The sequence below is a fragment of the Cellulomonas carbonis genome (assembly GCF_014636275.1).
In the GTDB taxonomy this organism is placed as follows: domain Bacteria; phylum Actinomycetota; class Actinomycetes; order Actinomycetales; family Cellulomonadaceae; genus Actinotalea; species Actinotalea carbonis.
Genome location: NZ_BMEB01000003.1, coordinates 1 through 24,210, shown reverse-complemented (window position 1 = coordinate 24,210; position 24,210 = coordinate 1). Strand labels below are relative to the sequence as shown.

Here is a 24,210-nt window from a genome sequence, read left to right as displayed (position 1 = left end):
GGTCAGGACGCTAGGCGCGACGGCATGCTGGGTCTTGATGAAAGCCGACAGCTCCGCCGTGGTCGACCGCGCGCACCTCGCCGACCCGCGCGACGGCACGTGGACGATCCACCGCTACGAGGTCGACCCGGGGCACGACGGCCTGGACGACCTCGCGGCCCGCCACTGGGTCCCCGTGTGGTCGGTCCCCCCGGGTGGCGAGTCGGTCCAGCGCGTCCTGCAGTACCCCGTCGCGAACCTCGTGATCGCGTCCGGGTACGCGCGCTTCTACGGCGTCGTGACGGGCCTGTCGACGACGACGCTGCGCGGTGACGGCTGGGCGGTCGGCGTGATGCTCGCCCCCGCGGGCGGCTACCTCCTCGGCGGGCCCATGCACCGGTACACCGACCGGTGGGTCGGCGTCGAGGACGTGCTCGGCGAGCGGGCCGGACCGCTCGTCGCCGCCGTGCACGCGGCGATGGCGCCGGACCCGTCGTCGGCGGCCTCGCACGCCGCTGCCGTGGGGGCGGTCGACGACGTCCTGCGCGGCCACCTGCCCGTCGACGACGAGGGCCACCTGGTCAACCGCGTGGTCGCGTACGTCGAGGGGACGCCGGACGTCACGCGCGTCGCCCAGGTGTGCGACGCGTTCGCGATGTCGGAGCGCTCGCTCCAACGGCTCCTGCACCGACGCCTCGGGCTCACGCCCCGGTGGCTCGTCCAGCGGCGCCGGCTCCAGGAGGCGGCGGAGCTCATCCGGGCGGGCACGGCCCGCACGTTCGCCGACGTCGCCGCGACGCTCGGCTACGCGGACCAGGCCCACCTGTCGCGCGACGTCGTCCGGGTGACCGGGATGACGCCGACGGCGCTCGCCCAGAGGTTCGGGATCTCGGCCGACCGCCGTGCCCAGGGACCGACCGACACACGAGCCGAACGTGCCTGAGCAGCCGGAGCTCGTCGTGCCCGACGCCGCCGCGTGGCGCACCTGGCTCGAGGAGAACCACGCGACGTCGGACGGCGTCTGGCTGGTCCTGTCCCGCAGGAAGAGCACCGCGACGACCGCGCTCACGTACGCCGAGGCGCTCGACGAGGCGCTGTGCTTCGGCTGGATCGACAGCCAGGTGCGCAGGCGCGACGAGACGTCGGGCTCGCAGCGGTTCACGCCGCGCCGGTCCCGCAGCCCGTGGTCGGCCCGCAACGTGGGGATCGTCGCGCGGCTCGAGGCCGAGGGCCGGATGACCGAGGCGGGACGTGCCGAGGTGCGACGCGCACAGGACGACGGCCGGTGGGACCGTGCCTACGGCGGACCCGCGACGCTCGCCGTCCCCGACGACCTCACCGCCGCGCTCGACGCCGAGCCCAGGGCCCGCAGGATGTTCGACGTGCTGACCTCCCAGAACAGGTTCGCGGTCGTGTACCGGGTCGAGGAGGCGGTCCGGCCCGAGACCCGCGCCCGCCGCATCGCGCAGCACGTCGAGATGCTCGCGCGCGGCGAGACCCCCTTCCCGCAGAAGGCGCGGCCGGACGGCGGGTGAGCCGCGGCCGTCAGTCGTGCGTCGGGAAGCCGAGGTCCACGCCCGCGTGGCCCGGGTCGAGCCAGCGCGAGGTCACGACCTTGCCGCGCGTGAAGAAGTGCACGCCGTCGGCGCCGTGCGCGTGCGTGTCGCCGAAGAGCGAGCTCTTCCACCCGCCGAACGAGTAGTACGCCATCGGCACGGGGATCGGTACGTTGATGCCGACCATCCCGACCTCGACCTCGTACTCGAAGCGTCGGGCCGCGCCGCCGTCGTTCGTGAAGATCGCCGTGCCGTTGCCGTACGGGTTCGCGTTGACGAGCGCGAGGCCCTCCTCGTACCCGCCGACCCGCACGACGCTCAGCACGGGACCGAAGATCTCCTCGCGGTAGATCGACATGTCGGTCGAGACGTGGTCGAAGAGCGTCGGGCCCAGCCAGAAGCCGCGCGGGTCACCATCGGCGACGACGCCGCGCCCGTCGACGACGAGCCGCGCGCCCGCGGCGACACCCGCGTCGACGAACCCCCGCACCCGGTCGCGGTGCTCGGCGGTCACGAGCGGGCCCATGTCGCAGCCGCGGCGCCCGTCGCCCGTGGTCAGGCGCGCCATGCGCTCGGCGATGCGCGCGACGAGCTCGTCCCCGACCGGGTCGACGGCCACGACGGCGGAGATCGCCATGCACCGCTCGCCGGCCGAGCCGAAGCCCGCGTTGACGGCGGCGTCGGCGGCGAGGTCGAGGTCGGCGTCGGGCAGCACGAGCATGTGGTTCTTCGCGCCGCCGAGGGCCTGGACGCGCTTGCCGTGGGCCGTACCCGTCTCGTAGACGTACCGCGCGACGGGCGTGCTGCCGACGAACGACACGGCGCGCACGTCCGGGTGCGTGAGGAGTCCGTCGACGGCCTGCTTGTCGCCGTGCAGCACGGTCAGGACGCCGTCGGGCAGTCCGGCCTCCTGCCACCAGCGCGCCATGAGCACCGACGCGGACGGGTCCTTCTCGCTGGGCTTGAGCACGACGGCGTTGCCGGCCGCCAGCGCGACCGGGACGAACCACAGCGGCACCATCGCCGGGAAGTTGAACGGCGAGATCACCGCGACGACGCCGAGCGGCTGGCGCACCGAGTGCACGTCGACGCCGGTCGACACGCCCTCCGAGTGGCCGCCCTTGAGCAGGTGCGGGATGCCGCACGCGAACTCGACGACCTCGAGCCCGCGCGTGACCTCGCCGACCGCGTCGGACAGGACCTTGCCGTGCTCGGCGGTGATGACGGCGGCGAGCTCGTCCTTGCGCGCGTCGAGGATCTGACGGAAGGCGAACATGACCCGTGTGCGCTGGGTCAGCGACGCCCGGCGCCAGGCGTCCGCCGCCTTGCTCGCCGACGCGACGGCCGCGCCCACGACGTCGTCGTCGGCCAGGTCGACGTGCGCGGTGACCTGACCCGTCGCGGGGTCGTGCACGGGCGCCGACCGGCCCGTGGGCCCCTGCCACTCGTCGCCATCGATCCAGTGGGTGATCCGCCGCATGACGACGACTATGGCAGGCACAATGGCCATCTGGCGACGGTATCCGCACATCCGGCGGCACGGCCCGGGCGGCCGCACCGTCGGCGTCTCGCAGCCCCCCCGGGCGACTCCCCGACGCGCACCTCCCGTACTGGCTCCCCCGACGCGCGCCTCCCGTACCCGGCTCCCCCGACGCGCGCCTCCCGTACCCGGCTCCCCCGACGCGCGCCTCCCGTACCCGGCTCCCCCGACGCGCGCCTCCCGTACCCGGCTGCTCCTCGCGACTTCGCGTTCCTACGCCGAGCTCGCGGTCGACAGACGCGAAGTCGGACGCCAATCCGCGAACTCGCGCAGCACGCACCCGCACACCACCGGCCGCCTCGCCGGCGTCGGCGTTCCTCCGCCCTGTCGACCCCCACGCCCGCCACTCCCTCGCCGACTTCGCGTTTCTGCGCCCAGCTCGCGGTCCTCAGACGCGAACTCGGACCCCAACCCGCGAGCTCGCGCAGCACGCGCCCGCCGGCCGTCGGTCGCCGGTTCGTCGCGACCGTCGGAGCGACGCGCCCGCTGCTCGCACCAGTGCCTGTGCACGACCGCCGTCGCGCCCGTGGGCGCGAGAGCGTCGACCCGTGCCTCGCCGCCCAGGATCTCCACGCTGCGTCCCGATCGCCGTCGACGACCTCCCCGACGTGCTCCTCGCCCGCGACCATCCCGACGACGACGCCCGGCGTCGGCTCCGCGACGGCGAATGGCGCCGGCTCCGGCCGGGTGCGTACGTCGTCGCCGACACCCTGCCCACCGACCCGTTCGAGCTGGGCACGCAGCTCGCACTCGCGCACGCCGTCGCGGTGAGCCGGCAGCATCGGCCGGGCGTGCTGAGCCACACGACGGCCGCGCTGATGTGGGGCCTCCCGCTGCCGGGCGACCCCGGCCCCACCCACGTCATCCGGCCGACGACGGTCAGCGGATCGCACGCCGACGACGTCGTACGGCACCTCGTCCGGCTCGCACCGGACGAGGTCACGACGGTCGCCGGCATGCCGGTCACGACCCTGGCACGCACTGCGGTCGACTGCGCGGCCACGCTCCCGGCGGGTCACGGGCTCGTGGTGGTCGATGCGGCGCGGCGCTCGGGCGTGACGGCGGAGGCCCTCCAGCGCGCCCTCGCCGGCCGGCCCGGCACCCGCGGGATCCGCCGGGCGCGCGCCGTGGTGGAGCACGCCGACGACGGCGCGGAGTCGCCCGGCGAGTCGTCCACCAGGGCCGCGCTGATCGGCCTGGGCCTGCCGCGGCCGGAGACGCAGGTGCTCGTGCGGACAGCGGCCGGCGACATGTGGGCGGACCTCGGGTGGCGAGGGTGGCGACTTCTCGTGGAGTACGACGGGCGGAGCAAGTACGAGGACGGCGGTGTCGACGCCCTGCTCAAGGAGAAGCGTCGGCAGGACCTCGTCGAGTCGGCGGGGTGGCGTGTCCTCCGGGTGACGGCTGCGGACCTGCGGGACCGACGCCTCCTCGTCCGCCGGCTCCGCGCGGTCCTCCCGGCGGACGTCGCGGCCACCCTGCGACCCGTCGGCCCCTTCGCGCGCTGAGGGGCGCACGGGCCCGGGTCGGGCACGGCCCGCGAGGTCGGGCCCGGTCCGCGAGTTCAGGCCCGGTCCGCCAGGTCGGGCCCGGTCCGCGAGTTCAGGCCCGGTCCGCCAGTTCGCGCTCCGTCGTCGAGCTCGCGCTCGTCGTCCGCGAAGTCGGTAGGAGAAACGCGCGGTCGCCGTGCACGAAGGGGCGGGGGCGGCCGGGAGCGGCGGGCGCCGGCCGGTGAGCGCCGGGCGGCAGCCTCGGCCGTCAGGAGGACGCGGCGCCGGCCATCTGCGCGACCTCGCCGGTGACGCGCTCGACCGTCGTCGTCATGCCCGCCACCGCGGCGCGGGTGCGGACCGCGGCGCCGTCCTGCCGGTCCGCGGCGTCGGCGATCTCCCGCTGGACGCGCACCACGTCGGCGATCGCCTCGTCGGTGCGTGACGTGCCTGCGAGGACGTCCTGCATCCCGGCGCGCACACCGGCGACCACGCCGTCGATCTCCTGGGTCGCGCGCGCCGTCTGGCCCGCGAGCTCCTTGACCTCCTGCGCGACGACGCTGAACCCCTTGCCCGCCTCGCCGGCGCGCGCTGCCTCGATCGTGGCGTTGAGCGCGAGCAGGTTGGTCTGCTCGGCGATCGTCGTGATGGTGCGGGCGATGTCGGCGATCCGGCGGGTGGAGTCCTCGAGGCGGCGCAGGGCCTCGGACGACGACGTGACGGTCGCGGCGGCGCTCACGGCCGACGACGACGCGGACTGCGCGGCGTGGCCGATCTCGGCGGCGACCGCCACGAGCGCGTCCGTGAGCTCCGCGGACTCCACCGCGCCGCCCCGAAGATCCTCCGCGGCGCCGGTCAGCGCGACCAGACGCTGCTCGAGCTCGGCGGCCCGTGCGCTGCGCGCCTCGAGCTCGGCGCGGGCGCGCTCGTCGGCACGACGCTGCTCGGCGGCCATCTCCTCCTCGACGGCCCGCTGCTCCGCCGCGGCACGTTCGGCGCGGCGCTGCTCGGCCCTGCGCTCGTCCTCGGCCTGCTCCGTGAAGCGCCAGCTCGCGGCGAGCGCGACGCACTCGGCGAGCAGCAGCACGGCGTGCAGCGCCGCGAACGCCACCGGCGACGCCTGGGCCCGCGGGTCGGAGAACACGAGCTCGGGGTCCACCAGGCTCATGCCGACGTGGTGCACGGCCACGACACCGACCGAGACCAGGAACGGTGTCCACTGCTGGTACAGCGCGACGACGGCGACCATGACGAAGAAGTGCAGGTGCATGTCGGTCATGCCGCCCGACACGTGCACGAGCGTGACGGAGGCGAGCACGAGCCCGGTCGCGACCGACGTCGCCCGCACGGCCTGCCCGCGCGCGAGCCATCCGACGACGGCGAGCGCTGCGACCAGCGCGACGCCGGTCCAGCCCATCCACGCGTGGCCCGCGACGGGGGCGCCGTGCTCGGCATGCGTGGCCGGGGTCCAGAACGCCGCCAGGCCCGCGAGCAGCGGGACGTGCCCGGCGAGCACCCACGTGAGCGCACGGTGGCGCACCGCGAAGGCGGCCTCGTCGAGGACGGCGCCGCGCGGGACCCAGGACCGGCGCGGGGCGTCGGGCGCGGTGGTGTGCGGGCGCGGGCTCGTCATGGCCGACGGATCGGCCGTCCGCGGCTCGTGCTGAGCACGACCACCGGGTGGAACCCTCGAGGTATGGGCCGTTCGGGTGCCGAAGCGCCGTGGGAGGGCGTGGGGTGAGGTGGTCGCGCGCGGACCACCCCCGGCGGACGACGCCCCGCTGCCATACTTCGCGGCGACGTCGCACGTGAGGGAGCACCGATGAGCCAGTGGCAGCCGCTCGACGACGACGCCGCGCCGCCCGCCCCACCCGCCTCCCACGTCACCCCGTCGACGCCGGGCCCGGCCGCCTACGGGGCACCCGCGTACGGCGCACCCGCCTACGGGGCACCCGCGTACGGCGCACCCGCGTACGGCGCCCCAGCCAGCTACGGCTACCAGCCGGCGTCGCAGTGGCCCCTGCAGCTTCCGCCCGGGTTCGGGCTGGTCGGCGGCGTCCCGACGCCGCTCGCCCCGTGGATCAAGCGGGTCGGCGCGAACCTGCTCGACGGGCTGCTCGCGGGCGCCCCGATCCTCGTGGGGTACGTCGTCCTGCTCGTCGCGATGACGACGACGATCGACCCCGTCACCGGTGAGCCGTCCGATGCCGGCGCGATCGTCGGCGTGCTGACGTGGTTCGCGTGCGCGGCCGTGGCGTTCGGGCTGTCGTGGTGGAACCGGTGGGTGCGCCAGGGGCGGACGGGCCAGTCGTGGGGCAAGTCGGTCACGGGCATCCGGCTCGTCGGTGAGCGGACCGGCGTGCCGATCGGGGCGGGCATGGCGTTCGTCCGGGACCTCGCGCACGTCGCCGACGGCAGCGTCTACATCGGCTACCTGTGGCCCCTGTGGGACGCCCGCCGGCAGACGTTCGCCGACAAGATCTGCAGCACCGTCGTCCTCGACGGCTGACGGCACGCGCCTCGAGGGGTCGTCAGTCGAGGTAGCGCCGCACGAGGTCGGCGGCCGCGCCCGTGTAGGTCGCGGGCGTCATCGCGGCGAGGCGCGCGGCGACGTCGTCGGGCAGGCCGAGCCCCTCGACGAAGGTCCGCAGGTCCTCGCCGGTGATGCGACGCCCGCGCGTGAGCTCCTTGAGCCGCTCGTAGGGCTGCTCCATGCCGGCCACGCCGGCGATCCCCGCGGCGCGCATCGCGGACTGGACCGCCTCGCCGAGCACCTCCCAGTTCGCGTCGAGGTCCCGCGCCATCGCGGCCGGGTCGGCGTCGAGGCCGGCCAGCCCGCGCCGCACGTTGTCGATCGCGAGCAGCGAGTGGCCGAACGCCGGCCCGATGTTGCGCTGCGTCGTGGAGTCGGTGAGGTCCCGCTGCAGCCGCGACGTCACGAGCGTCGACGCCAAGGTGTCGAGCAGCGCGCACGAGACCTCGAGGTTCGCCTCGGCGTTCTCGAACCGGATCGGGTTGACCTTGTGCGGCATGGTCGACGAGCCGACGGTGCCCTGGCCGCGCACCTGCGCGAAGTAGCCGAGCGAGATGTACGTCCAGACGTCGGTCGCGAGGTTGTGCAGCACACGGTTGAAGCGCGCGACGTCGGCGTAGAGCTCGGCCTGCCAGTCGTGCGACTCGATCTGGGTGGTGAGCGGGTTCCACGTGAGGCCGAGGTGCTCGACGAACGTGCGCGACACCGTGACCCAGTCCGCTCCGGGCACCGCGGCGAGGTGTGCGCCGTAGGTCCCGGTCGCGCCGTTGATCTTGCCGAGGTACTCGGCCGAGCCGATCCGCCGCAGCTGACGGCGCAGGCGGTGGGCGAGGACGGCGAGCTCCTTGCCGAGCGTCGTCGGCGTCGCGGGCTGGCCGTGCGTGCGTGCGAGCATCGGGACGTCGGCGTGCTCGTGCGCCATCGCCGCGAGCTCGTCGACGAGCGCCCACGCCGCAGGCAGCCAGACGTCGCGCACGGCGCCCTGCACCATGAGCGCGTACGACAGGTTGTTGACGTCCTCGCTCGTGCACGCGAAGTGGACGAGCTCGGCGACGCGCGGCAGGACGGTGTCCTCGCCGAGCAGGTCGGGCGCGGCCTCGAGCCGGCTCTTGAGCAGGTACTCGACGGCCTTGACGTCGTGCACCGTCACGCGCTCGGTCTCGGCGAGCTCGGCGACCGTCTCGGCGTCGAAGGTACGCACGACGTCGCGCAGGTACTCACGCTCCTCCGACGACAGCGTCGGCGCACCCGGCACGACGTGGTGCGACGTGAGGTGGATGAGCCACTCGACCTCGACGTGCACGCGCTCGCGGTTGAGCGCCGCCTCGGACAGGTGGTCGACGAGCGGCGCGACGGCCGCCCGGTAGCGACCGTCGAGCGGCCCCAGCGCGATCGGCGGGACGACGTCGGCGAGCACCGTGCGCTCGGCGCGCGTCGTCGGCGCACCGCTCGCACCCAGGACGACGTCGTCGGCCGGGTCGCGCTCGTCCGCGACGTCGGCCGTCGGGAGGGTGCCCGCGTCGGGGGCTCCTGCGTCGAGGTCGTGGGCGCGGCCGGGCTCGGTGTTCGGCATGCGCCGATCCTCCCACCGGGGTGGGTGCGGCCGACGACGGCGTCCGGCAGGCGAGTCGGCGACGACCGCGCGGCTCAGACGTCGGCGATGACCCTCAGGCGCGCGGCCGTGTGCTCCTCGGCGGTGATCGTGCCGTCCTCGCGCAGGCGGTCGAGCTCCGCGAGCCGCTCCGCGACGGAGCGCGCGGGTGGGGCACCGGGTGGTGCACCCGGCGGTGCGGGCGGTGCGGGCGATGCTGCGGCCGCGTCGGGGACGGCGCCCGGTGCGACGTCGGGGGCCGGAGCGAGCGCCTGGCTGCGGAGCAGCCTCGCCTGGAGGTCGACGTCCACGGTCGTCGGGTCGATCCCGTGGTGCAGGTACCGGGCACCGCGTCGGACCGCGACCACGACGCTCACCACCACGCCGACGACGACGAGCACCATGACGAGCGAGAACATCGCCTCGAAGGACTCCTGGCCGGGCACGGTCGGGCCGAGGCCGGGGTCGAGACCCGGCTCGACGTCAGGACCGAACCCGTCCTGGATGGCGAGCACGGTGCTCAACCGGTCGGCGCTGAGCAGGACGGAGCGCACCATCGGGACCCCCTCGTCGTCGGACGTGCCGACACGCTATCGACGGCCACCGACGTGCGGAACGGCCTCCTGTCCCGGTTCCCCCGTCCGGCTCCGAGATCCGTCGGCCCAGCGGGCGACGGACCGAGGCCGCCTCGACCGAGGCCGCCTCGACCGTGCCGACGCGTCGGACCCCGGCCGTAGGCTCGCCCGCGTGGAGCTGAGGGTCGCGTCGTACGCCGTCGTCGTGCGCGAGGGGCAGCTGCTGCTGTCGCGCTTCGTCCTGCACGGCGAGCCCCGCTGGACCATGCCGGGCGGCGGGCTCGACCCCGGCGAGACCCCGCAGCAGGCGGCGGTGCGCGAGGTCGAGGAGGAGACCGGCTACGTCGTCGAGCTCGACGCGCTGATCGGCACCGACGCGGTCGTCGTCCCGGCCGAGCGGCGGCCCGTCGACGTCCCGCTGCACGCTGTGCGCATCGTGTTCCGGGCGCACGTCGTCGGGGGTGAGCTCCGGCACGAGGTCGGGGGCTCGACCGACCGGGCCGAGTGGTTCCCGCTCGCCGCGGTCGCCGACCTCCCGCGGCAGGGTCTGGTGGACGTCGCGCTGGGGCACGCCGGTCTCCTCTGACCCGGCCGTGGCGGGCCCGCCGGACCCCGTGGGCCACCGCGCGCGCCGTCGTCCGGCCGCTGCTCGCGACCAGCGGGCCGCGTCAGTCGCGGTAGGGGTCGGGGTCCCCGATGTGGCCGGGGGCGTTGACCGCGAGGACGCGCTCGACGAAGGCGCAGTACTCCTCCATGTAGTGCCGCAGGAACCCCGCCGTCGACTCGTCACGGACCTCGCCGTCGTCGCCGAAGACGTCCGCGTCGAAGTGGATGTAGGCCTCGGGCGAGTTGAGCTGCGGCGCGTCGAGGAAGCTGAGGACGCTGCGCATCGAGGCCTGCATGACGGCCGTGCCGATCTGCCCGATCGAGGCGCCGATGATCCCCGTCGGCTTGCGCGCGAACGAGTTCTGGCCCCACGGCCGCGAGCCCCAGTCGATCGCGTTCTTCAGGGCACCCGGGATGGACCGGTTGTACTCGGGCGACACGATGAGGATGCCGTCGCTCGCCTCGATCGCGTCCTTGAGCGCACGGCCCGCCGCCGGGTAGTCGCCGTCGAAGTCGGGGCTGTAGAGCGGGAGGTCGCCGATGGGGATCTCGGTGAACTCCAGCGTGTCGGGGGCGAGCCGGATCAGCGCCGTGGAGAGCGTCCGGTTGATCGACGTGCTGGACAGGCTGCCGACGAGGTAGCCGATGCGGTGCGTCATGGTCCTCCCTCCGGGACGCGCCACGGTGACGCGCCGGTCGACCCGGTGGCCGGGCACACCCCATCGTGCGTCGGACGGCGTCGGGTCGCGCGTCGGTGTCGGCGGCGCGCGCCATGATGGGCCGGTGAGCGAGTGGGGGGACCGCGCGGGCCGCGGTGCGGCCGGGGCCGCCGAGGATGCGCGCGCGGCTGTGCTCCCGCCCGTGCCCGACCCGCGGCGTGCGGCGGTGCGCCTCGCGGTCGTGGTCGCGCTGCTCGCGCTCGTCGTCCTCGCGACCGCCCTCAGCGGGCCCTGGCGTCCGACGGTCACGCCGTTCCGCGGCGCGGAGACGGTCCTGCCCGAGGTTCCCGACGTCGTGTCCCCGACGCTGCCGCCCGAGGCGCGCGAGGACGTGGCTGCGCTCGACCGGCTCCCGGAGCTCCCGGTCGAGCTCGGCTGGCTCTGGTCCCTCGTCGCGGTCGCGCTGTCGATCGCGCTGGGCCTCGCCGTGCTCCAGGTGATCCGCAGGCACCAGCTACGCGACCCGGCGTCGGACCCCGCGCACGGGGACCAGGAGGCGGGCGACGCCGTGCTGGCCGACGGGTTCCTGCCGGACCTCGACGAGCTCCGCACGGGCGTCGCGGGCGCAGCCGAGCACCTGCGCAGCCACGCCCGGCCGGCCGACGCCGTGGTCGCCGCGTGGGTCGCGCTCGAGGAGGCCGCGGAGCGGTCGGGCGTGCCGCGGCACCCCGCCGCGACACCCACCGAGTTCACGGTCGACGTCCTGGACCGCACCTCCGCGGACCCGCGCGCGGTCCGCACGCTGCTCGGCCTCTACCTGCGGGCGCGCTTCGGCGACGAGTACCTCACCGCCGACGACGTCGCAGCGGCCACCACCGCGCTCGGCACGCTCGCCTCGACCCTGGGTCCGCGCACATGACCCCGGCCGACGACGACGCACGCGACCCCGCGCCGCGCGCCCCCGGTCGCGCGCGCTCCCTGGCACGGGGCGTCGTCCGGCCGCTGATCGCGGGGGTCGCCGTCGCGGTCGTCGCGGACGTGCTGCTGCTCCGCACGCCCGACGCCGTCGTGGCCGGCGTCGCGGCTGCCCTCGCGGTCACCCTCGCCGCGAGCCTCGGTGCCGGCGACGAGTACCTGTGGCCCGAGACCGGGCCCGACGACGCGCACGGCAGCCGGCGCGACGTCACGCTCCTGAGCTGGACGCTCGTGGGCCGCGACGGCCGCGTCACCGAGTCCGCGGTGCGCCGGGTCCGCGTCAACGCCGAGCGCCGGCTCGCCCGCCGTGGCGCCCGGCTCGCGGCCGGGCTCGGCGCCGTGGGGACCGGTGCGAACGACGCCGACGCCGAGGCCCGCGCCCGCTCGCTCTTCGGCGACCGCGCGTGGACCGCGCTCACCGGCCGGGGCGGGTGGCTGCCGTCGCTCGGTGACCTCCAGCACTGCGTCGACGTCGTCGAGCGCCTCGGCGGGGTCGCCGCGTCGTCGGCAGGCACCCGAGCCGCTCCCCCCGTGTCGTCGGCAGGCGCCCTCCCCCCCACCGCGACGGGCCTGCCGGCACCCGCGTCGGCACCGACCCCCGCACCACCCACAGGACCGACGGGCCCGTCCCGCACCGCCCGAGGAGGCACCACGCCGTGACCACCACGCCGCCCCAGCCGGCCGCCCAGCTGTCCCCCGGGGACGTCGCGCGCGCCGCGCACGCCGTGCTCGCCGAGGTCGGCACCGTCGTCGTCGGCATGCGCGGGCCGCTGCGCACCGCGCTCGCCGCGATCCTCGCGGGCGGGCACGTGCTGTTCGAGGACGTCCCGGGGCTCGGCAAGACGCTCGCGGCACGCAGCCTCGCGACGGCCCTGGGCCTGGAGTTCCGGCGCATCCAGTGCACGCCCGACCTGCTGCCGGCCGACATCACCGGCTCGTCGGTGTGGGACCCGGCCACGGGCGCGTTCACGTTCCGCCCGGGGCCGGTCTTCGCCGGCCTGCTCCTGGCGGACGAGATCAACCGGACCGCGCCCAAGACGCAGTCGGCGCTGCTCGAGGCGATGGCCGAGCGCCAGGTCACCGTCGACGGCACCACGTACCCGATGCGTCGGCCGTTCCACGTCATGGCTACCTCGAACCCCGTCGAGTACGAGGGCACGTACCCGTTGCCCGAGGCCCAGCTCGACCGGTTCATGGTGCGGCTCGCGGTCGGCTACCCGGACGCCGAGGCCGAGGTCGACGTCCTCACGCGCCGCCTCGAGCGCCGCCAGGAGGACGCGACGGTGCGGCGCGTCGTCGACGACCGCACCCTGCTCGCGATGCAGGCGGGCGTCGAGCAGGTCCGGGTCGACCCCGACGTCGTCCGCTACTGCGTCGACCTCGCCGCCGCGACGCGCGCGCACGACGCCGTCGAGGTCGGGGCGTCGCCGCGCGGGTCGCAGGCCCTCCTGCTCGTCGCGCGCGCGCTCGCGATCATCGAGGCCCGACGCTTCGTCGCGCCCGAGGACGTCAAGGCCGTCGCCGTCCCCGCACTCGCGCACCGGATCACCCTCACGCCGGCCGCGTGGGCATCCGGCCGGGCAGCGGAGGACGTCGTCCGCGAGGTGCTGAGCCGGGTGCCCGGCCCCTCGACCGTCTCGGCGGCGGGCTGACGTGAGCGGGATGCAGCCGCAGCTGGGGTGGGGCGACGACCCACCCGCGCGCGGCGCCGACCGCGGTGACGGTGGAGCCGAGCCGCCGCCCGTCGGCGCGCCGTGGCTGCCGGGACGCCACCTCGTGTGGACGCTCGCCGCGTCACTCGCCGTGGTGGGCCTCGGGGCGGTCGCGGGCCGCGCGGACGTCGTCCTCGTCGGCGTCGGTCCGCTCGTCGCGGCGACGTGGGCGCTCCTGCTGCGTCCACGCGGCGAGGTGTGGGTCGACGTCGAGCCCGCGACGACGACGGCGGGCCGGATCGGGGCGCGGGTGCACCTCGCCGCGCCGCCCGGGACCGAGGCGGTCCGGCTGCGCGTCGCGCGCCCCTCGCACGGGCACGTCGAGGCGCTCGTCGCCGTGCCGCTCACGCGCACGCTCGACGTGACGGCGCCGTCGGTGCGCACCGGACCGCAGGACCTGGTCCGCGTCGACGGGCAGGGGCTCGGTACGGGCGGCCACCTCACGGGACCCGCGACGCGGACGACGGTCCCGCCCGTGACGGTGCTGCCACGTGCGGGCACGATGCCGGGGCTGCCGCTCCCGTTCCGGCTGCGCGGGCTCACCGGCCAGCACGCCTCCCGGCGTCCCGGTGAGGGCGGCGACCTGCGCGACGTGCACCCGTTCCAGCCCGGCGACTCGCTGCGCCGGGTCGACTGGCGCGTCACGGCGCGCCGCTCGCCGCGCGGTGAGCAGCTCTACACGCGACGCACCTTCGCGCTCGCGGAGGCGCACGTGACGCTCGTCGTGGACTCGCGCGACGACGTCGGCCCCGACCCGGCGACGTGGAGCGGGCACGTCCCCGTGCGGCCCGACGACGCGACCTCGCTCGACGTCGCGCGCCGTGCGGCCGCGACGGTCGCCCGGGCCTACCTCACCGCGGGCGACCGGGTGGGCGTCGAGGACCTCGGCGTCCGGCAGCGCACGCTGCGGCCCGGCGGCGGGCGGAGCCAGCTCGACCGCGTCGTCCACCAGCTCGCCGTCCTGCGCCCCCAGGGCGACCCCGCCCCGCGCGTCCGCCCGCCCCAGCTGCCGTCGGGCACGCTCGTGTACCTGTTCTCGACCTTCCTCGACGCCGAGCCCGCGACGCTGGCCGCGCTGTGGCGGCGGTCGGGGCACCGCGTGGTCGTCGTCGACGTGCTGCCGACGCTGCGTCGAGGGGCCCTCGACGGTCGCGGCCGGCTCGCGCTGCGGATCGTCGAGATGGAGCGGCGGGACCGCGTCGCGGACCTCGCTGCCGCGGGCTGCGAGGTCGTGCGCTGGACCGACGACGACGCCGCGGCGCGGGTCCAGCTCATGGCTCGCCAGTCCCACCGCCGGCCGGGCGTGGGGGTCGGCCGGTGAGCGGGCGGGTCCGCACCGCCGTGCACACGCGACGGGCACGCACGGACGACCGCCCGGGCGCACCCACGCTGCGGGTCGAGCTCGCGAACGCCGCGCCGGGGTGGGCCGTGCGTCTCCTGCCGGCCGCCGCGCTCGCGCTCACGACGCTCGCGTCAGGCGGCGGGGCCGTGGTGTGGCTGGTCGCTGCCGCGGTCGGCGTCCTCGTGACGTGGCGTCCGGACTGGCCCTCGGCCGGGGCCGTGCCCGCGCTCGTCGGCACGTGGGTGCTGTCGCGCGACGACCTCCTCGCGCAGGGTGCGACCGGTGCCCTGCAGCTCGCCGCGCTCGTCGTCGGTGCCCACCTCGTCGTGCGGCTCGGCGGGCTCGCCGCGCACGTGGCGTGGCGTGCGCGGGTCGAGCTCGGGGTCCTGCGGCGGTCGCTGCTGCCCGCCGTCGTCGTGCAGGCGGGCGTGCTCGTCCTGGTCGCGGTGGTGGCGACGGTCCGGGCCGGTGCGGGCACCGCGGACGCGGGCCAGGGCTGGCTGCGCGCGGTGGCCCTCGTCGCCGCCGTCACGCTCGTCGTCGTGCTCGTGCCGCGGCACTGGCTCTCGTGGGGCCGACGCTGACGGTCGGCGAGCCCAGCACCCGGGCCGAGGGATGGGAGGGGATCCGCCGCGGCTACGTGCTCACCACGGCGTCCGGCGCGGGCCGGGCGGCGTGGGTCGACCGGGCGGTCTCGGCCGCGGTGACCCCCGCGAGGACGACCGCGCCGCCGAGGAGCTGGACGGGCGTCATGGACTCGCCGAGCACGAGCCACGCGGTCGCCGCCGCCGCCACGGGCTCGAGCATCCCGATGACGCCCGTGCGCGCCGCGCCGAGCCGCGCGACGCCGGCCAGCACGAGCACGTAGGGCACCACCGTCCCGAGGAGCACGATCCAGGCGACGAGCGCCCACAGCGGCAGCACGACGCCCTCGGCGGCACCGGGGAGCGCCACGTCGTCGCGGAGCACCGCGGCGTCGAACGTCCACAGCGGCTGGAGGACCACCCAGAAGACAGCCGCGAAGACCATCGACCACGCCTGCGTCGAGAGCGGGTCCCGACGGCGGACCAGGCGGTCGCCGAGCAGGTAGTAGGTCGCGAGGGACACCGCCGCGGCACCCGCGGCGAGCAGACCGACCGCGTCGAGCGTGACGCCGCGGCCGACCTGCGCGACGAGCGCAAGACCCGCGAGGCACGCCGCGAGCGCCCACCACAGCCGCGCGCGGACGTCCTCGCGCAGCACGAACCGCGCCCACAGCGCCACGAGGACGGGCGCGGTGTACTCGACGAGCAGCGCGAGGCCGACCGGGAGCCGTGAGATGGCCACGAAGTAGAGCCACTGCACCATCGCCATGCCGACGACGCCGAGCACCGCGAGCCCGGCGAGCTCGCGCCGTCCCGGTAGCCGCGTGCGCGGCGCGACGACGAGGACCGCCGCGACGAGGACCACCGCGGAGCCCAGGGACCGCAGCTCCACGAGCCGGGTCGGGCTCAGGCCGGACTGCATCGCGATCTTCGACACCGTCCCGTTGACGGCGAAGAGCAGCGACGCGACGACGACGGCCGCGACGCCGACGGCGGCACGACCGGCGCTGCCCGCGCCCTCCTGCGCGCCGGGAGCCGTCGACGAGGGGGCGGTGGTCACAGGGGCGAGCGTAGGCGCGCGTCCACAGTCGCAGCGGTCCGAACCGTGGCGCCCCACTCGCGCTCCCTAGCGTCACCTGCGGTCGAGGGGCGTCAGGCGGGCCGGCCGGCCGTGCGGCCGCCGCCCGAGGGAGAGGAGCGGCACATGAGCACGTGGGGGCACGAGGCGAGGACGACGACGGGACGCGTCGCCGACCACGTGGAGGCGGCGCGGGCACGGCTCCTCGGCGCGGTCCAGGTCGACTGGGTGTCCCCTGCTGCCGCGATCTACCTCGACCGCCTGTCCGAGATCGCCGCCGGGGTCGACACGCTCGCGCGCCGCGCGGACGCGTGCCGGGACGACGTGCTGCGGCACGTGCACGCGGCCGACGCAGCGGTCGCGGGAGCGCTCCGCGTCGACCAGGACGCCGTCGTCGGCTGGGCGCCCGAGGTCGCGGCGAGGCTCAGCCGATGACCGCGACTTTCACCGGCCCGGCGTCGGTCTGCCCGGACCCCGGGGCCGGCGTCGAGGTGACCGTCCACGGCGGTGCGGGCGGGACCCGCGCGACGCTCGAGGACCTGCGTCGCGCGGCAGACGCCCTCCGCCGGACGGCCGAGGAGCTCGCGAGCGCGGACCGCTGCGTGCCGGCGGTAATCGGGGTCGTCGACGACGCCCGCCGCTGGTCGCCGGCGACGGCACCCGCCGCCGAGGACGCGTGCGCCGCGCTCCTGTCCCGCCGCGACGGCCTCGGGGCGACCGCGACCCGCGCCCGGGCGGCCGCCGACGCCCTCGACCGTGCCGCCGACGCGTACGCCGACGCGGACGGGCGCGTCGCCGCCGCCCTACGGGCCGGCGTCATGACGTCGGCGCACGCGTTCGGCGAAGCGGGCCCGTTCGCGTGGGGAGCCCTCGGCGGCGTGGCGCTGCTGCTCGCAGGCAGGTCCGTGGTGTCGGGGCTGCTGAGCCGCGTGCCGACGCCCTTGGGGATGGCGCACCGCGGGATCGGCGCCGCGACGCAGTCCCGCAACCCGGCCGTGCGGGCTCTCGCGTGGGCGTTCGGCGGCGGCGGGCGGATGCCGGGTGTGCCCGATGCGCGAGGGCTCGAGAGGTCGGTCGACCCGTTCGCCGCGTGGCTCCTCGGCGCCCTGCCGGGGCCGAGCGACGTGCGCCCGCTCATCCACGGTGAAGGGCTCGGCTCGGCTCCCACGTCGCGCGTCGCCGCTCTGCTGCTCGGCGGGTCGCGGCTCGTCGCCGCCGCGGCCGGCCACCAGCGCGGCGACCTCGTGGTCACGCCGTCGCTGCGGCGACATCCCGCCCCGGGTCCGGGCACCACGGCGACCCCCGACGGTCGGCCGCGACGCGCGGTGATGGAGGATGCGGTGGGCGGGGCCGCGTCCTGGGGTGCGTCCGGCGGCGCGGCCGGCGGTGCGTCCCGTGGTGCGTCCGATGGTGCGTCCGGGGCCGGGTCGGGAGCCGGGTCCTCGGCCGGTCCGGTGACGTCGGCGGGCGCCGCGCCGCCGTCCGGCGCCGCCGCGTCCGCGGGCACGTGGACCGCGGCCGACATCGTCGCCCGCATCGCCGACCTCTACCCGGACGGGTCCACCCACGGCGCGCTGGGTGACGTCGAGGTCACGCGGGTCGAGCGGCCCGACGGCACCGTCTCGTGGATCGCCGTCACGCCCGGGACCAGTGACTGGTCCCTCCTGCCCGGCTCCGACCCGAACGACACGACGTCGTCGCTCGAGCTCTTCACCCGCGGCGCGGCCCTGTCGCCGGAGGACGCGGCGGCGGCCCGCGCGGACGCCACGGGCACGCTGGTGCAGGCCCTCGAGCTGGCCGGCGTCGAGCCTGGCGAGCCGGTGGTCGTCGTCGGGCACAGCCTCGGCGGTCTCGCCGCGATGGACCTCGCGAGCGACCCGTCCCTCGCCCGGTTCGACGTCCAGGCGGTCATCACGGTCGGTTCACCCGTCGCCGGGATCGACATCCCGGACCACGTACAGGCCCTGCACGTGGAGACGTCGCACGACGTCGTGCCGGTCCTCGACGGCCGCCCGAACCCCGACGTGCCCAACCGGACGACCGTCACGGTCGACCTCACGGCAGGACGCTTCGCCGGGACACCGCTCGACCCGGTGTCCGCCCACTCGGTCGACACCTACACCGACGCCCTCGGCGCGCTCGGCGAGGTGGCCGACCCGTCCGTGCAGCACTTCGAGCAGCAGCTGTCGGAGATCCTCGGTGGCCCCGACAGCACCTCCACCACCTCCTGGTACACGGGCGCCCGGGTGCGCGACGTGGCGGGTGGCGTCCGGTGAGACGGCGCTGGCCGGGACCGCCGGGTCAGTCCTTCTTCTTGCGGGCCCCTGGGATGACGATGCTGAGCAGGAAGCTCACGACGGCGATCATGAGGCCGGCGACGAGCGCGGTGCCGAAGCCGTCGACGCGCAGCCCGATGTCCGTCTGCTCCGACAGCCAGCCCGTCAGCATGATCATCAGGGCGTTGACGACGAGGGTGAACAACCCGAGCGTGAGGATGTACAGGGGGAACGAGAAGAAGGCGACGATCGGCCGGACGACCGCGTTCACCACGCCGAACAGCAGGGCGACACCGAGGAAGATCAGCAGTCGCTCGGTCGTCGTCGCGCCGCCGACCACCTCGAGCCCCGAGAGCACCTCGGTCGCGAGCCAGATCGCGGCCGCGTTGATGAGCACCCGCAGGAGGAATCTCATGGTGACCATGGTGTCACGCGGACGGGTGGCATCCTGACCCGGTGACTAGTCCCGTGCCGTTCCGCGCCGTCGTCGACTCGCTGCCCGCGTACGTGCCGGGCGCCCGCGGAGCCGATCCCGACGCGCACAAGCTCTCCTCGAACGAGAACCCGTTCCCGCCGCTCGCCTCGGTGCGCGCGGCCGTGGAGCGCGCAGCGAGCGAGCTGCACCGCTACCCCGACATGTTCGCGACGGCCCTCGGCGAGGCGCTCGCGGCACGGCACGGGGTCGACCCGTCGGGGATCGTCGCGAGCACCGGCTCGGTCGCGGTGCTCGGTCACGTCCTCCAGGCGTTCTGCGACGCGGGAGACGAGGTCGTCCACGCCTGGCGCTCGTTCGAGGCGTACCCGATCCTCGTCCAGCTCCAGGGCGCCGTGTCCGTCCGCGTGCCGGTCACGGCCGACGGGCGGCACGACCTCGACGCGATGGCCGCCGCGATCTCGCCGCGCACGCGCGTCGTCCTGCTCTGCACGCCCAACAACCCGACGGGCCCCGCGCTGACGCACACCGAGGTGCTCTCGTTCCTCGACCGGGTCCCCCCGACGGTGCTCGTGGTGCTCGACGAGGCGTACGTCGAGTTCGTCCGGCAGGACGACCCGCTGCGCAGCGGTGCGGTGCTCGCGGCGTACCCGAACGTCGTCGTCCTGCGCACGTTCTCCAAGGCGTACGGGCTCGCGGCGCTCCGCGTCGGCTACGCCGTCACGTCGCCCGACATCGCGCGGGGCATCCGCACCGCGTCGACGCCCTTCGGCGTCAACCACCTCGCGCAGGTCGGCGCGCTCGCGAGCCTCGACGCCGAGGACGAGCTGCTCGAGCGCGTCGACGCCGTCGTCGCGGAGCGCACCCGGGTGCTCGCGGGGCTGCGCGCCCAGGGCTGGACGGTGCCGGAGAGCCAGGGCAACTTCGTGTGGCTCGAGACGGGCGCGCGGACCACCGAGATCGCCGTCGAGGCGGCGGCCGCAGGCGTGCTCGTCCGGCCGTTCGCTGGCGAGGGGATCCGGATCACGATCGGCACGCCCGAGGCGGACGACCGGGTCCTCGAGCTCGCCGCCGGCTGGCTCTGACCGCAACCGGTTCGGGCTGAGACCCCCGGCTCGGGCACGTCGCGGAGCCGGCCGCCCCGACGCCCCCCGCCGGCCGGAGGCCGTGGGTGACGAGCGGGCACCTGTCGCCGGACGGGGTCTCACCGACCGAGAAGATCCGCCGGACGGGTGACGCGTCGTCGTCGGACCCCGCTACGGTCGCGCCATGACCCACGGCACCCCGGCGACCGGCGCGCGACTGCGCGCCCGCACCGCCGTGCCGTGCGCCGCAGCCGGTGAGGGCCTCCTGGCCCGCCGCGCCTGCCGAATGCCCAGCTGAGTCCCGCGTCCTCGCGGGCCGCGTCCAGGGCTGCTGAGCCCGACGCGCCGGGGCCCACCGCGCCGACCGCGCGTCGCTGCGCCCACCACCGGTCCATGCCGGACCGTCCCTCGCCGGGCACGACCCGTCGACCCCGCCGGCCCCACCCGTCCGCCGGTCCCCACACGCCACGCGCGCCTCCATCACGAACGAGACGGAACCACCATGACCACGCTGGACGTCCGCCCCACGACCCCGCTCGAGCCCGTCGAGCTCGACCCCGTCGCGCTCGGCCTCCCGCCGACCAACGTCGACCAGATCCCGCCGCTGCCCGCGCACTGGGCCGGCCTCGACCTGCGGGAGGTGCTGTCGCGCCCCGCGGCCTTCCTCTCCGTCAGCCAGTCCAACTCGCTCTACCGCCCCGGCGGCGTCCAGTACGCCGAGGGCCATGCCTTCCGCGGCAGCCTGCCCGCGACCGTCCGGTCCGTCCGGGCAGCCCGGGCCGCGGGCAACTTCGTGTCCTTCAACTGGATCGGGTACTCGGTCTTCCGCGACGGCTACCCCGGCACCGACTTCGACCGTGCGCAGTACGCGTCGTGGACCGGTCACCTCGACGCGACGCCCGAGCAGGTCGCGTGGGACGACGCCCTCGTCGACGAGCTGCGCGAGCTGGTCGAGCCCGGCGACAACGAGCTCTACGAGAAGGCGCTCCAGACGGCGTTCGTCGGGACCGACCTGCCGCTCGAGCTCGCACGCAAGCGTGTCGAGGTCGTCGTCATCACCGGCATCCACCTCGACTGGTGCATCGAGGGCAACGCGCGCGCCGCCCGCGACCACGGGCTGCTGCCGATCGTCATCGGCGACGCGACGGGTGCGCAGCGCCCCGACCAGGAGGCCGCCGCGTTCGAGCGCATCACGAACTTCTTCGCACCCGTGATCTCGGCGGAGACCTTCGAGGGCCTGGTGACGCGCTGATGGGCAACGTCGGTCTGCTGCTCGTCGGCGCGGTCCTCTTCGTCAACGGGCTCGCGAGCCTCGGCGTCGTCCGGGGCCGGAGCGTCGCACCGCTCAACTTCTTCGTCGGCGGGGCGCAGGTCGTGCTCCCGCTGCTCGTCCTGGTCCAGGGGTCGTCGGACCCCGCCGTCGTGCAGGGCACGTGGCCGAGCCTGCTCTTCGGCTTCACGTACCTCTGGTACGGGCTCATCGTCCAGCGCGGCCTCGAGACCGAGGGCTTCGGCTGGTACAGCGTCTTCGTGGCGGGGATCGCCGCGCTGTACGCGGTACAGTCGGTCGGCACCGACCCCGTGTTCGCGGTGATCTGGGCGACGTGGTCGTCGATGTGGCTGCTGTTCTTCGTGCTGCTCGCGCTCGGCCGGTCGCACGTGGGGACGCTCGACCTCGGGCGCTTCACGGGGTGGTACCTCGTTCTGCTCGGCATCCCGACCTGCACGGTCCCGGCGCTGCTCCTCATGGACGGCCGGTGGAGCACGAGCCCGACCGCGGGCTGGGGGGCGCTCGCCGTCCTCGCAGCCGCAGCCGTCGCGTCGGTCGCCCTGGCGCGCCGGCCGCAGACGGCCCCCGCCGCCGACGACGCCGTGGGACTCGCGTCCGACGACGAGTTGGGTCAGCGGGTGGTGGCGACCGCCTGATCGGAGGCCTCAGGGGCCGGTCCGCAGCGTGCGGACCGGCCCTGGCGGCTACCCGCGCCGAGTCGCCCCAATGAAGGCTCTGGCGTCTCGCGCCTGCCTGGCCGGTCAGCGCGCGAGGAAGCTGGCAGCCGGGCTGATCCGCACTTCGAGCCCGGGACCAGGCTGGCGTTTCGGGAGGTCACGACCCGGTGTCCGCAAACAACCGCCCAGTGAAGGTGCGGATCCAGGATCTACCTTGGGAATCGGTGAATCCGAGCGCTAGGTCGAGCGGGTACAGGTCGGGGTGCGAGTACGGCACACGCAGCAAGTATTCCCCAGGAGGCAAGGAGTCCCGGTGGAATCCGTACCGGTGGTTCTCGGTGCGCTCGATGAACCCCCTGCGACGGACGCTGTGTGAGTGCGGAATGGGCACCTGCAGGTCCCACGGAGACTGCACGAAAGCCAAGCTCACGGGGCCGTTGCTCCCGTTGCGGATCAGCACGTCGACATAGTTGGCACCTGGGGGCGCATCGGCCCAGTTCAAGCGTCGGGCGGCACTAAGAGCCCGTGCGACAGGATGGAGCCCAGGGTTCTGCGACTCCTCCGCCAAACTGAGCGTCACCTGCTCGGCTTGAGCGCGGGAGTCACGCTCCAGGGCGGCGATCCGGGCAGCGCTCTCGGCTCGGTACTGCCGAAGGCCGATCACGAGCGCGACGATCGCGGCCACGACGGTGAGGGCGCCCGCCGCCGCACTCACTGAGTCCGGGTCCCAACCCCACTGATTCATTGCCGCACACTAGGTCACGTATGGGCCACGGGAAACTGGCGAGGTGATGTCGGATAGACCGACCGCCCACCTAGTGTCTTGTGTGCTGGGAGCGAGTGTCCCCCGAAGGGCAAGGCCTCTCCTGAGGAGCCAGACGCTCGTGCCATCGCGATCCCCTGGCGTTCCGCAAAGGGGTCTGCTGCACGAGTAGGTGACAGTCGGTCTCAGGCGGCGAGTGCGACCTGAGTGGTCATGATGGTCTCGAACTCCACGGGTGTGAGGCGACCGAGCCTCTGCTGGCGTCGGCGGCGGTGGTAGGTGCGCTCGATCCAGGTGATGATCGCGATGCGCAGGTCCTCGCGGGTGGCCCAGCGGCGCCGGTTCAGGACGTTCTTCTGCAGCAGCGAGAAGAAGCTCTCCATGGCGGCGTTGTCGCCGGCGGAAGCGACCTGACCCATGGAGCCGACCAGGTCGTGGCGGGCCAGGACGCGGGCCACCTTCCGGCTTCGGAACTGGCTGCCTCGGTCGCTGTGAACCACGCAGCCGGACACCTCTCGTCGTCGCTGCACGGCGCTGAGCAGGGCGTCCACGGCGATCTGGGAGGTCATGCGGTCGCTGATCGAGTAGCCGACGATCCGGTTCGAATACACGTCCTTGATCGCGCAGAGGTAGATCTTGCCCTCGCTGGTGGGGTGCTCGGTGATGTCCCAGAGCCACAGCCGGTTCGGCGCGTCGGCGGTGAAGACCCGTCGCACGAGGTCGTGGTGGGCCGGCGGGCCGACCTGCTTGCCGTTCCTCGTGCGCTTCTTGCCGAACACCGACCACCAGCCGTTCCGAGAGCAGATCCGCCACACCCGTCGGTCACAGGCGACCAAGCCGGCCCTCGCGGCCTCGTCGGCCAGGAGCCGGTAGCCGAACTCCGGGTCGTCGCGATGGGCATCGAACAGCGCGTTCGCGAGGTATGCCTCCTCCAGGTCACGGGCGGTGATCGGTGCGGCGAGCCAGCGGTAGTAGGGCTGGCGGGCGAGCTTGAGGACCCGGCACGTCACCGCGACGGGGATCCCGTCGTCGGCGAGCTCAGTCACGAGCGGGTAGATCATTTTCCCGGCAGGTGCGCCTGAGACAGGTAGGCCGCGGCGCGGCGCAGGACCTCGACCTCCTGCTCCAGCAGCCGGTTGCGGCGGCGCAGCTCACGCAGCTCCGCAGACTCGCTCGCGGTCGCGCCGGGGCGGTTACCGTCCTCGACGTCGGCGTCACGCAGCCAGTTCCGCAGGCACGACTCGGCGATCCCGAAGTCGGCCGCGACCTGCTTGATCGGCGCATCCCCGCAGCGAGCGACCGCCACGACGTCGCGCCGGAACTCCATCGGATAGGGCTTAGGCACGGTGCTCATCCTTCCAGCGGCACCCTTCGGCACCACAGGTCAGATGACCTGCCCCACGGCTCGGTTACCAGATCGGGTCTGGTGGTCCGGCTTCTCGAGAGAGAAGGTCTGGACCATGCCGAAGCCGTATCCGGCCGAGTT

24 protein-coding genes are annotated in these 24,210 nt (G+C 75.0%); 15 read left to right on the top strand and 9 right to left on the bottom strand.

All coding sequences use genetic code 11. The features are described 5' to 3' along the window. Positions 1 to 37 precede the first annotated feature (37 nt). Complete coding sequence (locus IEV86_RS10045; RefSeq protein ID WP_043604420.1) at positions 38 to 922, top strand: AraC family transcriptional regulator; 885 nt, start codon at positions 38 to 40, stop codon at positions 920 to 922. Further along, complete coding sequence (locus IEV86_RS10040; RefSeq protein ID WP_043604413.1) at positions 915 to 1,514, top strand: YdeI/OmpD-associated family protein; 600 nt, start codon at positions 915 to 917, stop codon at positions 1,512 to 1,514. The genes IEV86_RS10045 and IEV86_RS10040 overlap by 8 nt, the downstream gene beginning before the upstream one ends. A gap of 10 nt (positions 1,515 to 1,524) precedes the next feature. On the opposite strand, the gene IEV86_RS10035 is transcribed toward IEV86_RS10040, so the two are convergent. Continuing rightward, positions 1,525 to 3,015 carry a CoA-acylating methylmalonate-semialdehyde dehydrogenase gene (locus IEV86_RS10035; RefSeq protein WP_043604411.1) on the bottom strand — a complete coding sequence of 497 codons (1,491 nt, stop codon included), beginning with the start codon at positions 3,013 to 3,015 and terminating at the stop codon, positions 1,525 to 1,527. A gap of 608 nt (positions 3,016 to 3,623) precedes the next feature. Between IEV86_RS10035 and IEV86_RS10030 the strand changes: the two genes are divergently transcribed. Further along, positions 3,624 to 4,583, top strand: a complete 960-nt coding sequence (locus IEV86_RS10030; RefSeq protein WP_152605592.1) for a type IV toxin-antitoxin system AbiEi family antitoxin — start codon at positions 3,624 to 3,626, stop codon at positions 4,581 to 4,583. 250 nt (positions 4,584 to 4,833) lie between these two features. Here the strand turns inward: IEV86_RS10030 and IEV86_RS18195 are convergent, their stop codons facing one another. Continuing rightward, the gene (locus IEV86_RS18195) at positions 4,834 to 6,198 is read right to left on the bottom strand and encodes a methyl-accepting chemotaxis protein (protein ID WP_043604408.1); all 1,365 of its coding nucleotides are present in this window, start codon (positions 6,196 to 6,198) and stop codon (positions 4,834 to 4,836) included. Between the two features lie 189 nt (positions 6,199 to 6,387). Here IEV86_RS18195 and IEV86_RS10020 point away from each other — a divergent pair, with 189 nt between their 5' ends. After that, a complete protein-coding gene (locus IEV86_RS10020; RefSeq protein WP_052426015.1) occupies positions 6,388 to 7,074 on the top strand; it encodes an RDD family protein in 687 nt (228 codons plus the stop codon). Positions 7,075 to 7,096: 22 nt separating this feature from the next. On the opposite strand, the gene purB is transcribed toward IEV86_RS10020, so the two are convergent. Both purB and IEV86_RS10010 read right to left on the bottom strand, forming a co-directional pair. Beyond that, positions 7,097 to 8,671, bottom strand: coding sequence for an adenylosuccinate lyase (gene purB, locus IEV86_RS10015; RefSeq protein ID WP_081978589.1), 1,575 nt, complete (start codon positions 8,669 to 8,671; stop codon positions 7,097 to 7,099). A 74-nt stretch (positions 8,672 to 8,745) separates the two neighbouring features. Continuing rightward, on the bottom strand, positions 8,746 to 9,246 hold the full coding sequence (locus IEV86_RS10010) for a hypothetical protein (protein WP_043604406.1): 501 nt from the start codon (positions 9,244 to 9,246) through the stop codon (positions 8,746 to 8,748). Between the two features lie 190 nt (positions 9,247 to 9,436). On the opposite strand from IEV86_RS10010, the gene IEV86_RS10005 reads away from it, so the two are divergent. Continuing rightward, positions 9,437 to 9,850: an NUDIX hydrolase gene (locus tag IEV86_RS10005; RefSeq protein ID WP_043604399.1), complete on the top strand. Its 414-nt coding sequence runs from the start codon at positions 9,437 to 9,439 to the stop codon at positions 9,848 to 9,850. 82 nt (positions 9,851 to 9,932) lie between these two features. On the opposite strand, the gene IEV86_RS10000 is transcribed toward IEV86_RS10005, so the two are convergent. Then, a complete protein-coding gene (locus IEV86_RS10000; RefSeq protein WP_043604491.1) occupies positions 9,933 to 10,529 on the bottom strand; it encodes an NADPH-dependent FMN reductase in 597 nt (198 codons plus the stop codon). A 124-nt stretch (positions 10,530 to 10,653) separates the two neighbouring features. Between IEV86_RS10000 and IEV86_RS09995 the strand changes: the two genes are divergently transcribed. The 5 genes from IEV86_RS09995 to IEV86_RS09975 are packed head-to-tail and all read left to right on the top strand — an operon-like array spanning position 10,654 to position 15,142. Beyond that, the gene (locus IEV86_RS09995; protein WP_152605591.1) at positions 10,654 to 11,448 is read left to right on the top strand and encodes a DUF4129 domain-containing protein; all 795 of its coding nucleotides are present in this window, start codon (positions 10,654 to 10,656) and stop codon (positions 11,446 to 11,448) included. Next, positions 11,445 to 12,164, top strand: a complete 720-nt coding sequence (locus IEV86_RS09990; protein ID WP_043604391.1) for a hypothetical protein — start codon at positions 11,445 to 11,447, stop codon at positions 12,162 to 12,164. Before IEV86_RS09995 ends, IEV86_RS09990 begins: the two co-directional genes overlap by 4 nt. Further along, positions 12,161 to 13,156, top strand: a complete 996-nt coding sequence (locus tag IEV86_RS09985; RefSeq protein ID WP_052426013.1) for an AAA family ATPase — start codon at positions 12,161 to 12,163, stop codon at positions 13,154 to 13,156. The genes IEV86_RS09990 and IEV86_RS09985 overlap by 4 nt, the downstream gene beginning before the upstream one ends. A gap of 10 nt (positions 13,157 to 13,166) precedes the next feature. After that, the gene (locus tag IEV86_RS09980) at positions 13,167 to 14,537 is read left to right on the top strand and encodes a DUF58 domain-containing protein (RefSeq protein WP_152605590.1); all 1,371 of its coding nucleotides are present in this window, start codon (positions 13,167 to 13,169) and stop codon (positions 14,535 to 14,537) included. After that, the gene (locus IEV86_RS09975; protein ID WP_043604390.1) at positions 14,534 to 15,142 is read left to right on the top strand and encodes a hypothetical protein; all 609 of its coding nucleotides are present in this window, start codon (positions 14,534 to 14,536) and stop codon (positions 15,140 to 15,142) included. Before IEV86_RS09980 ends, IEV86_RS09975 begins: the two co-directional genes overlap by 4 nt. Positions 15,143 to 15,194: 52 nt before the next feature. On the opposite strand, the gene IEV86_RS09970 is transcribed toward IEV86_RS09975, so the two are convergent. Then, the gene (locus IEV86_RS09970) at positions 15,195 to 16,202 is read right to left on the bottom strand and encodes an EamA family transporter (RefSeq protein ID WP_052426011.1); all 1,008 of its coding nucleotides are present in this window, start codon (positions 16,200 to 16,202) and stop codon (positions 15,195 to 15,197) included. A gap of 144 nt (positions 16,203 to 16,346) precedes the next feature. On the opposite strand from IEV86_RS09970, the gene IEV86_RS09965 reads away from it, so the two are divergent. Both IEV86_RS09965 and IEV86_RS09960 read left to right on the top strand, forming a co-directional pair. After that, positions 16,347 to 16,655, top strand: coding sequence for a hypothetical protein (locus IEV86_RS09965; protein ID WP_043604388.1), 309 nt, complete (start codon positions 16,347 to 16,349; stop codon positions 16,653 to 16,655). Next, the gene (locus IEV86_RS09960; protein WP_052426010.1) at positions 16,652 to 18,496 is read left to right on the top strand and encodes a hypothetical protein; all 1,845 of its coding nucleotides are present in this window, start codon (positions 16,652 to 16,654) and stop codon (positions 18,494 to 18,496) included. Before IEV86_RS09965 ends, IEV86_RS09960 begins: the two co-directional genes overlap by 4 nt. 25 nt (positions 18,497 to 18,521) lie before the next feature. Here the strand turns inward: IEV86_RS09960 and IEV86_RS09955 are convergent, their stop codons facing one another. After that, positions 18,522 to 18,911 carry a phage holin family protein gene (locus tag IEV86_RS09955; RefSeq protein ID WP_043604475.1) on the bottom strand — a complete coding sequence of 130 codons (390 nt, stop codon included), beginning with the start codon at positions 18,909 to 18,911 and terminating at the stop codon, positions 18,522 to 18,524. Between the two features lie 41 nt (positions 18,912 to 18,952). Here IEV86_RS09955 and hisC point away from each other — a divergent pair, with 41 nt between their 5' ends. From hisC to IEV86_RS09940, 3 genes are all read left to right on the top strand, one after another. Continuing rightward, complete coding sequence (gene hisC, locus IEV86_RS09950) at positions 18,953 to 20,014, top strand: histidinol-phosphate transaminase (protein ID WP_043604386.1); 1,062 nt, start codon at positions 18,953 to 18,955, stop codon at positions 20,012 to 20,014. A 502-nt stretch (positions 20,015 to 20,516) separates the two neighbouring features. After that, positions 20,517 to 21,266, top strand: coding sequence for a cysteine hydrolase family protein (locus IEV86_RS09945; RefSeq protein ID WP_043604379.1), 750 nt, complete (start codon positions 20,517 to 20,519; stop codon positions 21,264 to 21,266). Continuing rightward, positions 21,266 to 21,940, top strand: a complete 675-nt coding sequence (locus IEV86_RS09940) for an AmiS/UreI family transporter (RefSeq protein ID WP_043604376.1) — start codon at positions 21,266 to 21,268, stop codon at positions 21,938 to 21,940. The genes IEV86_RS09945 and IEV86_RS09940 overlap by 1 nt, the downstream gene beginning before the upstream one ends. A 178-nt stretch (positions 21,941 to 22,118) precedes the next feature. On the opposite strand, the gene IEV86_RS09935 is transcribed toward IEV86_RS09940, so the two are convergent. Further along, complete coding sequence (locus tag IEV86_RS09935) at positions 22,119 to 22,706, bottom strand: hypothetical protein (protein ID WP_043604373.1); 588 nt, start codon at positions 22,704 to 22,706, stop codon at positions 22,119 to 22,121. Between the two features lie 203 nt (positions 22,707 to 22,909). Beyond that, a protein-coding gene (locus IEV86_RS09930) for an IS3 family transposase (RefSeq protein ID WP_188484684.1) occupies positions 22,910 to 24,069 on the bottom strand; the annotation gives its coding sequence in 2 pieces (ribosomal slippage) (positions 22,910 to 23,788 and positions 23,791 to 24,069; 1,158 coding nt in all). Positions 24,070 to 24,210: the final 141 nt, after the last annotated feature.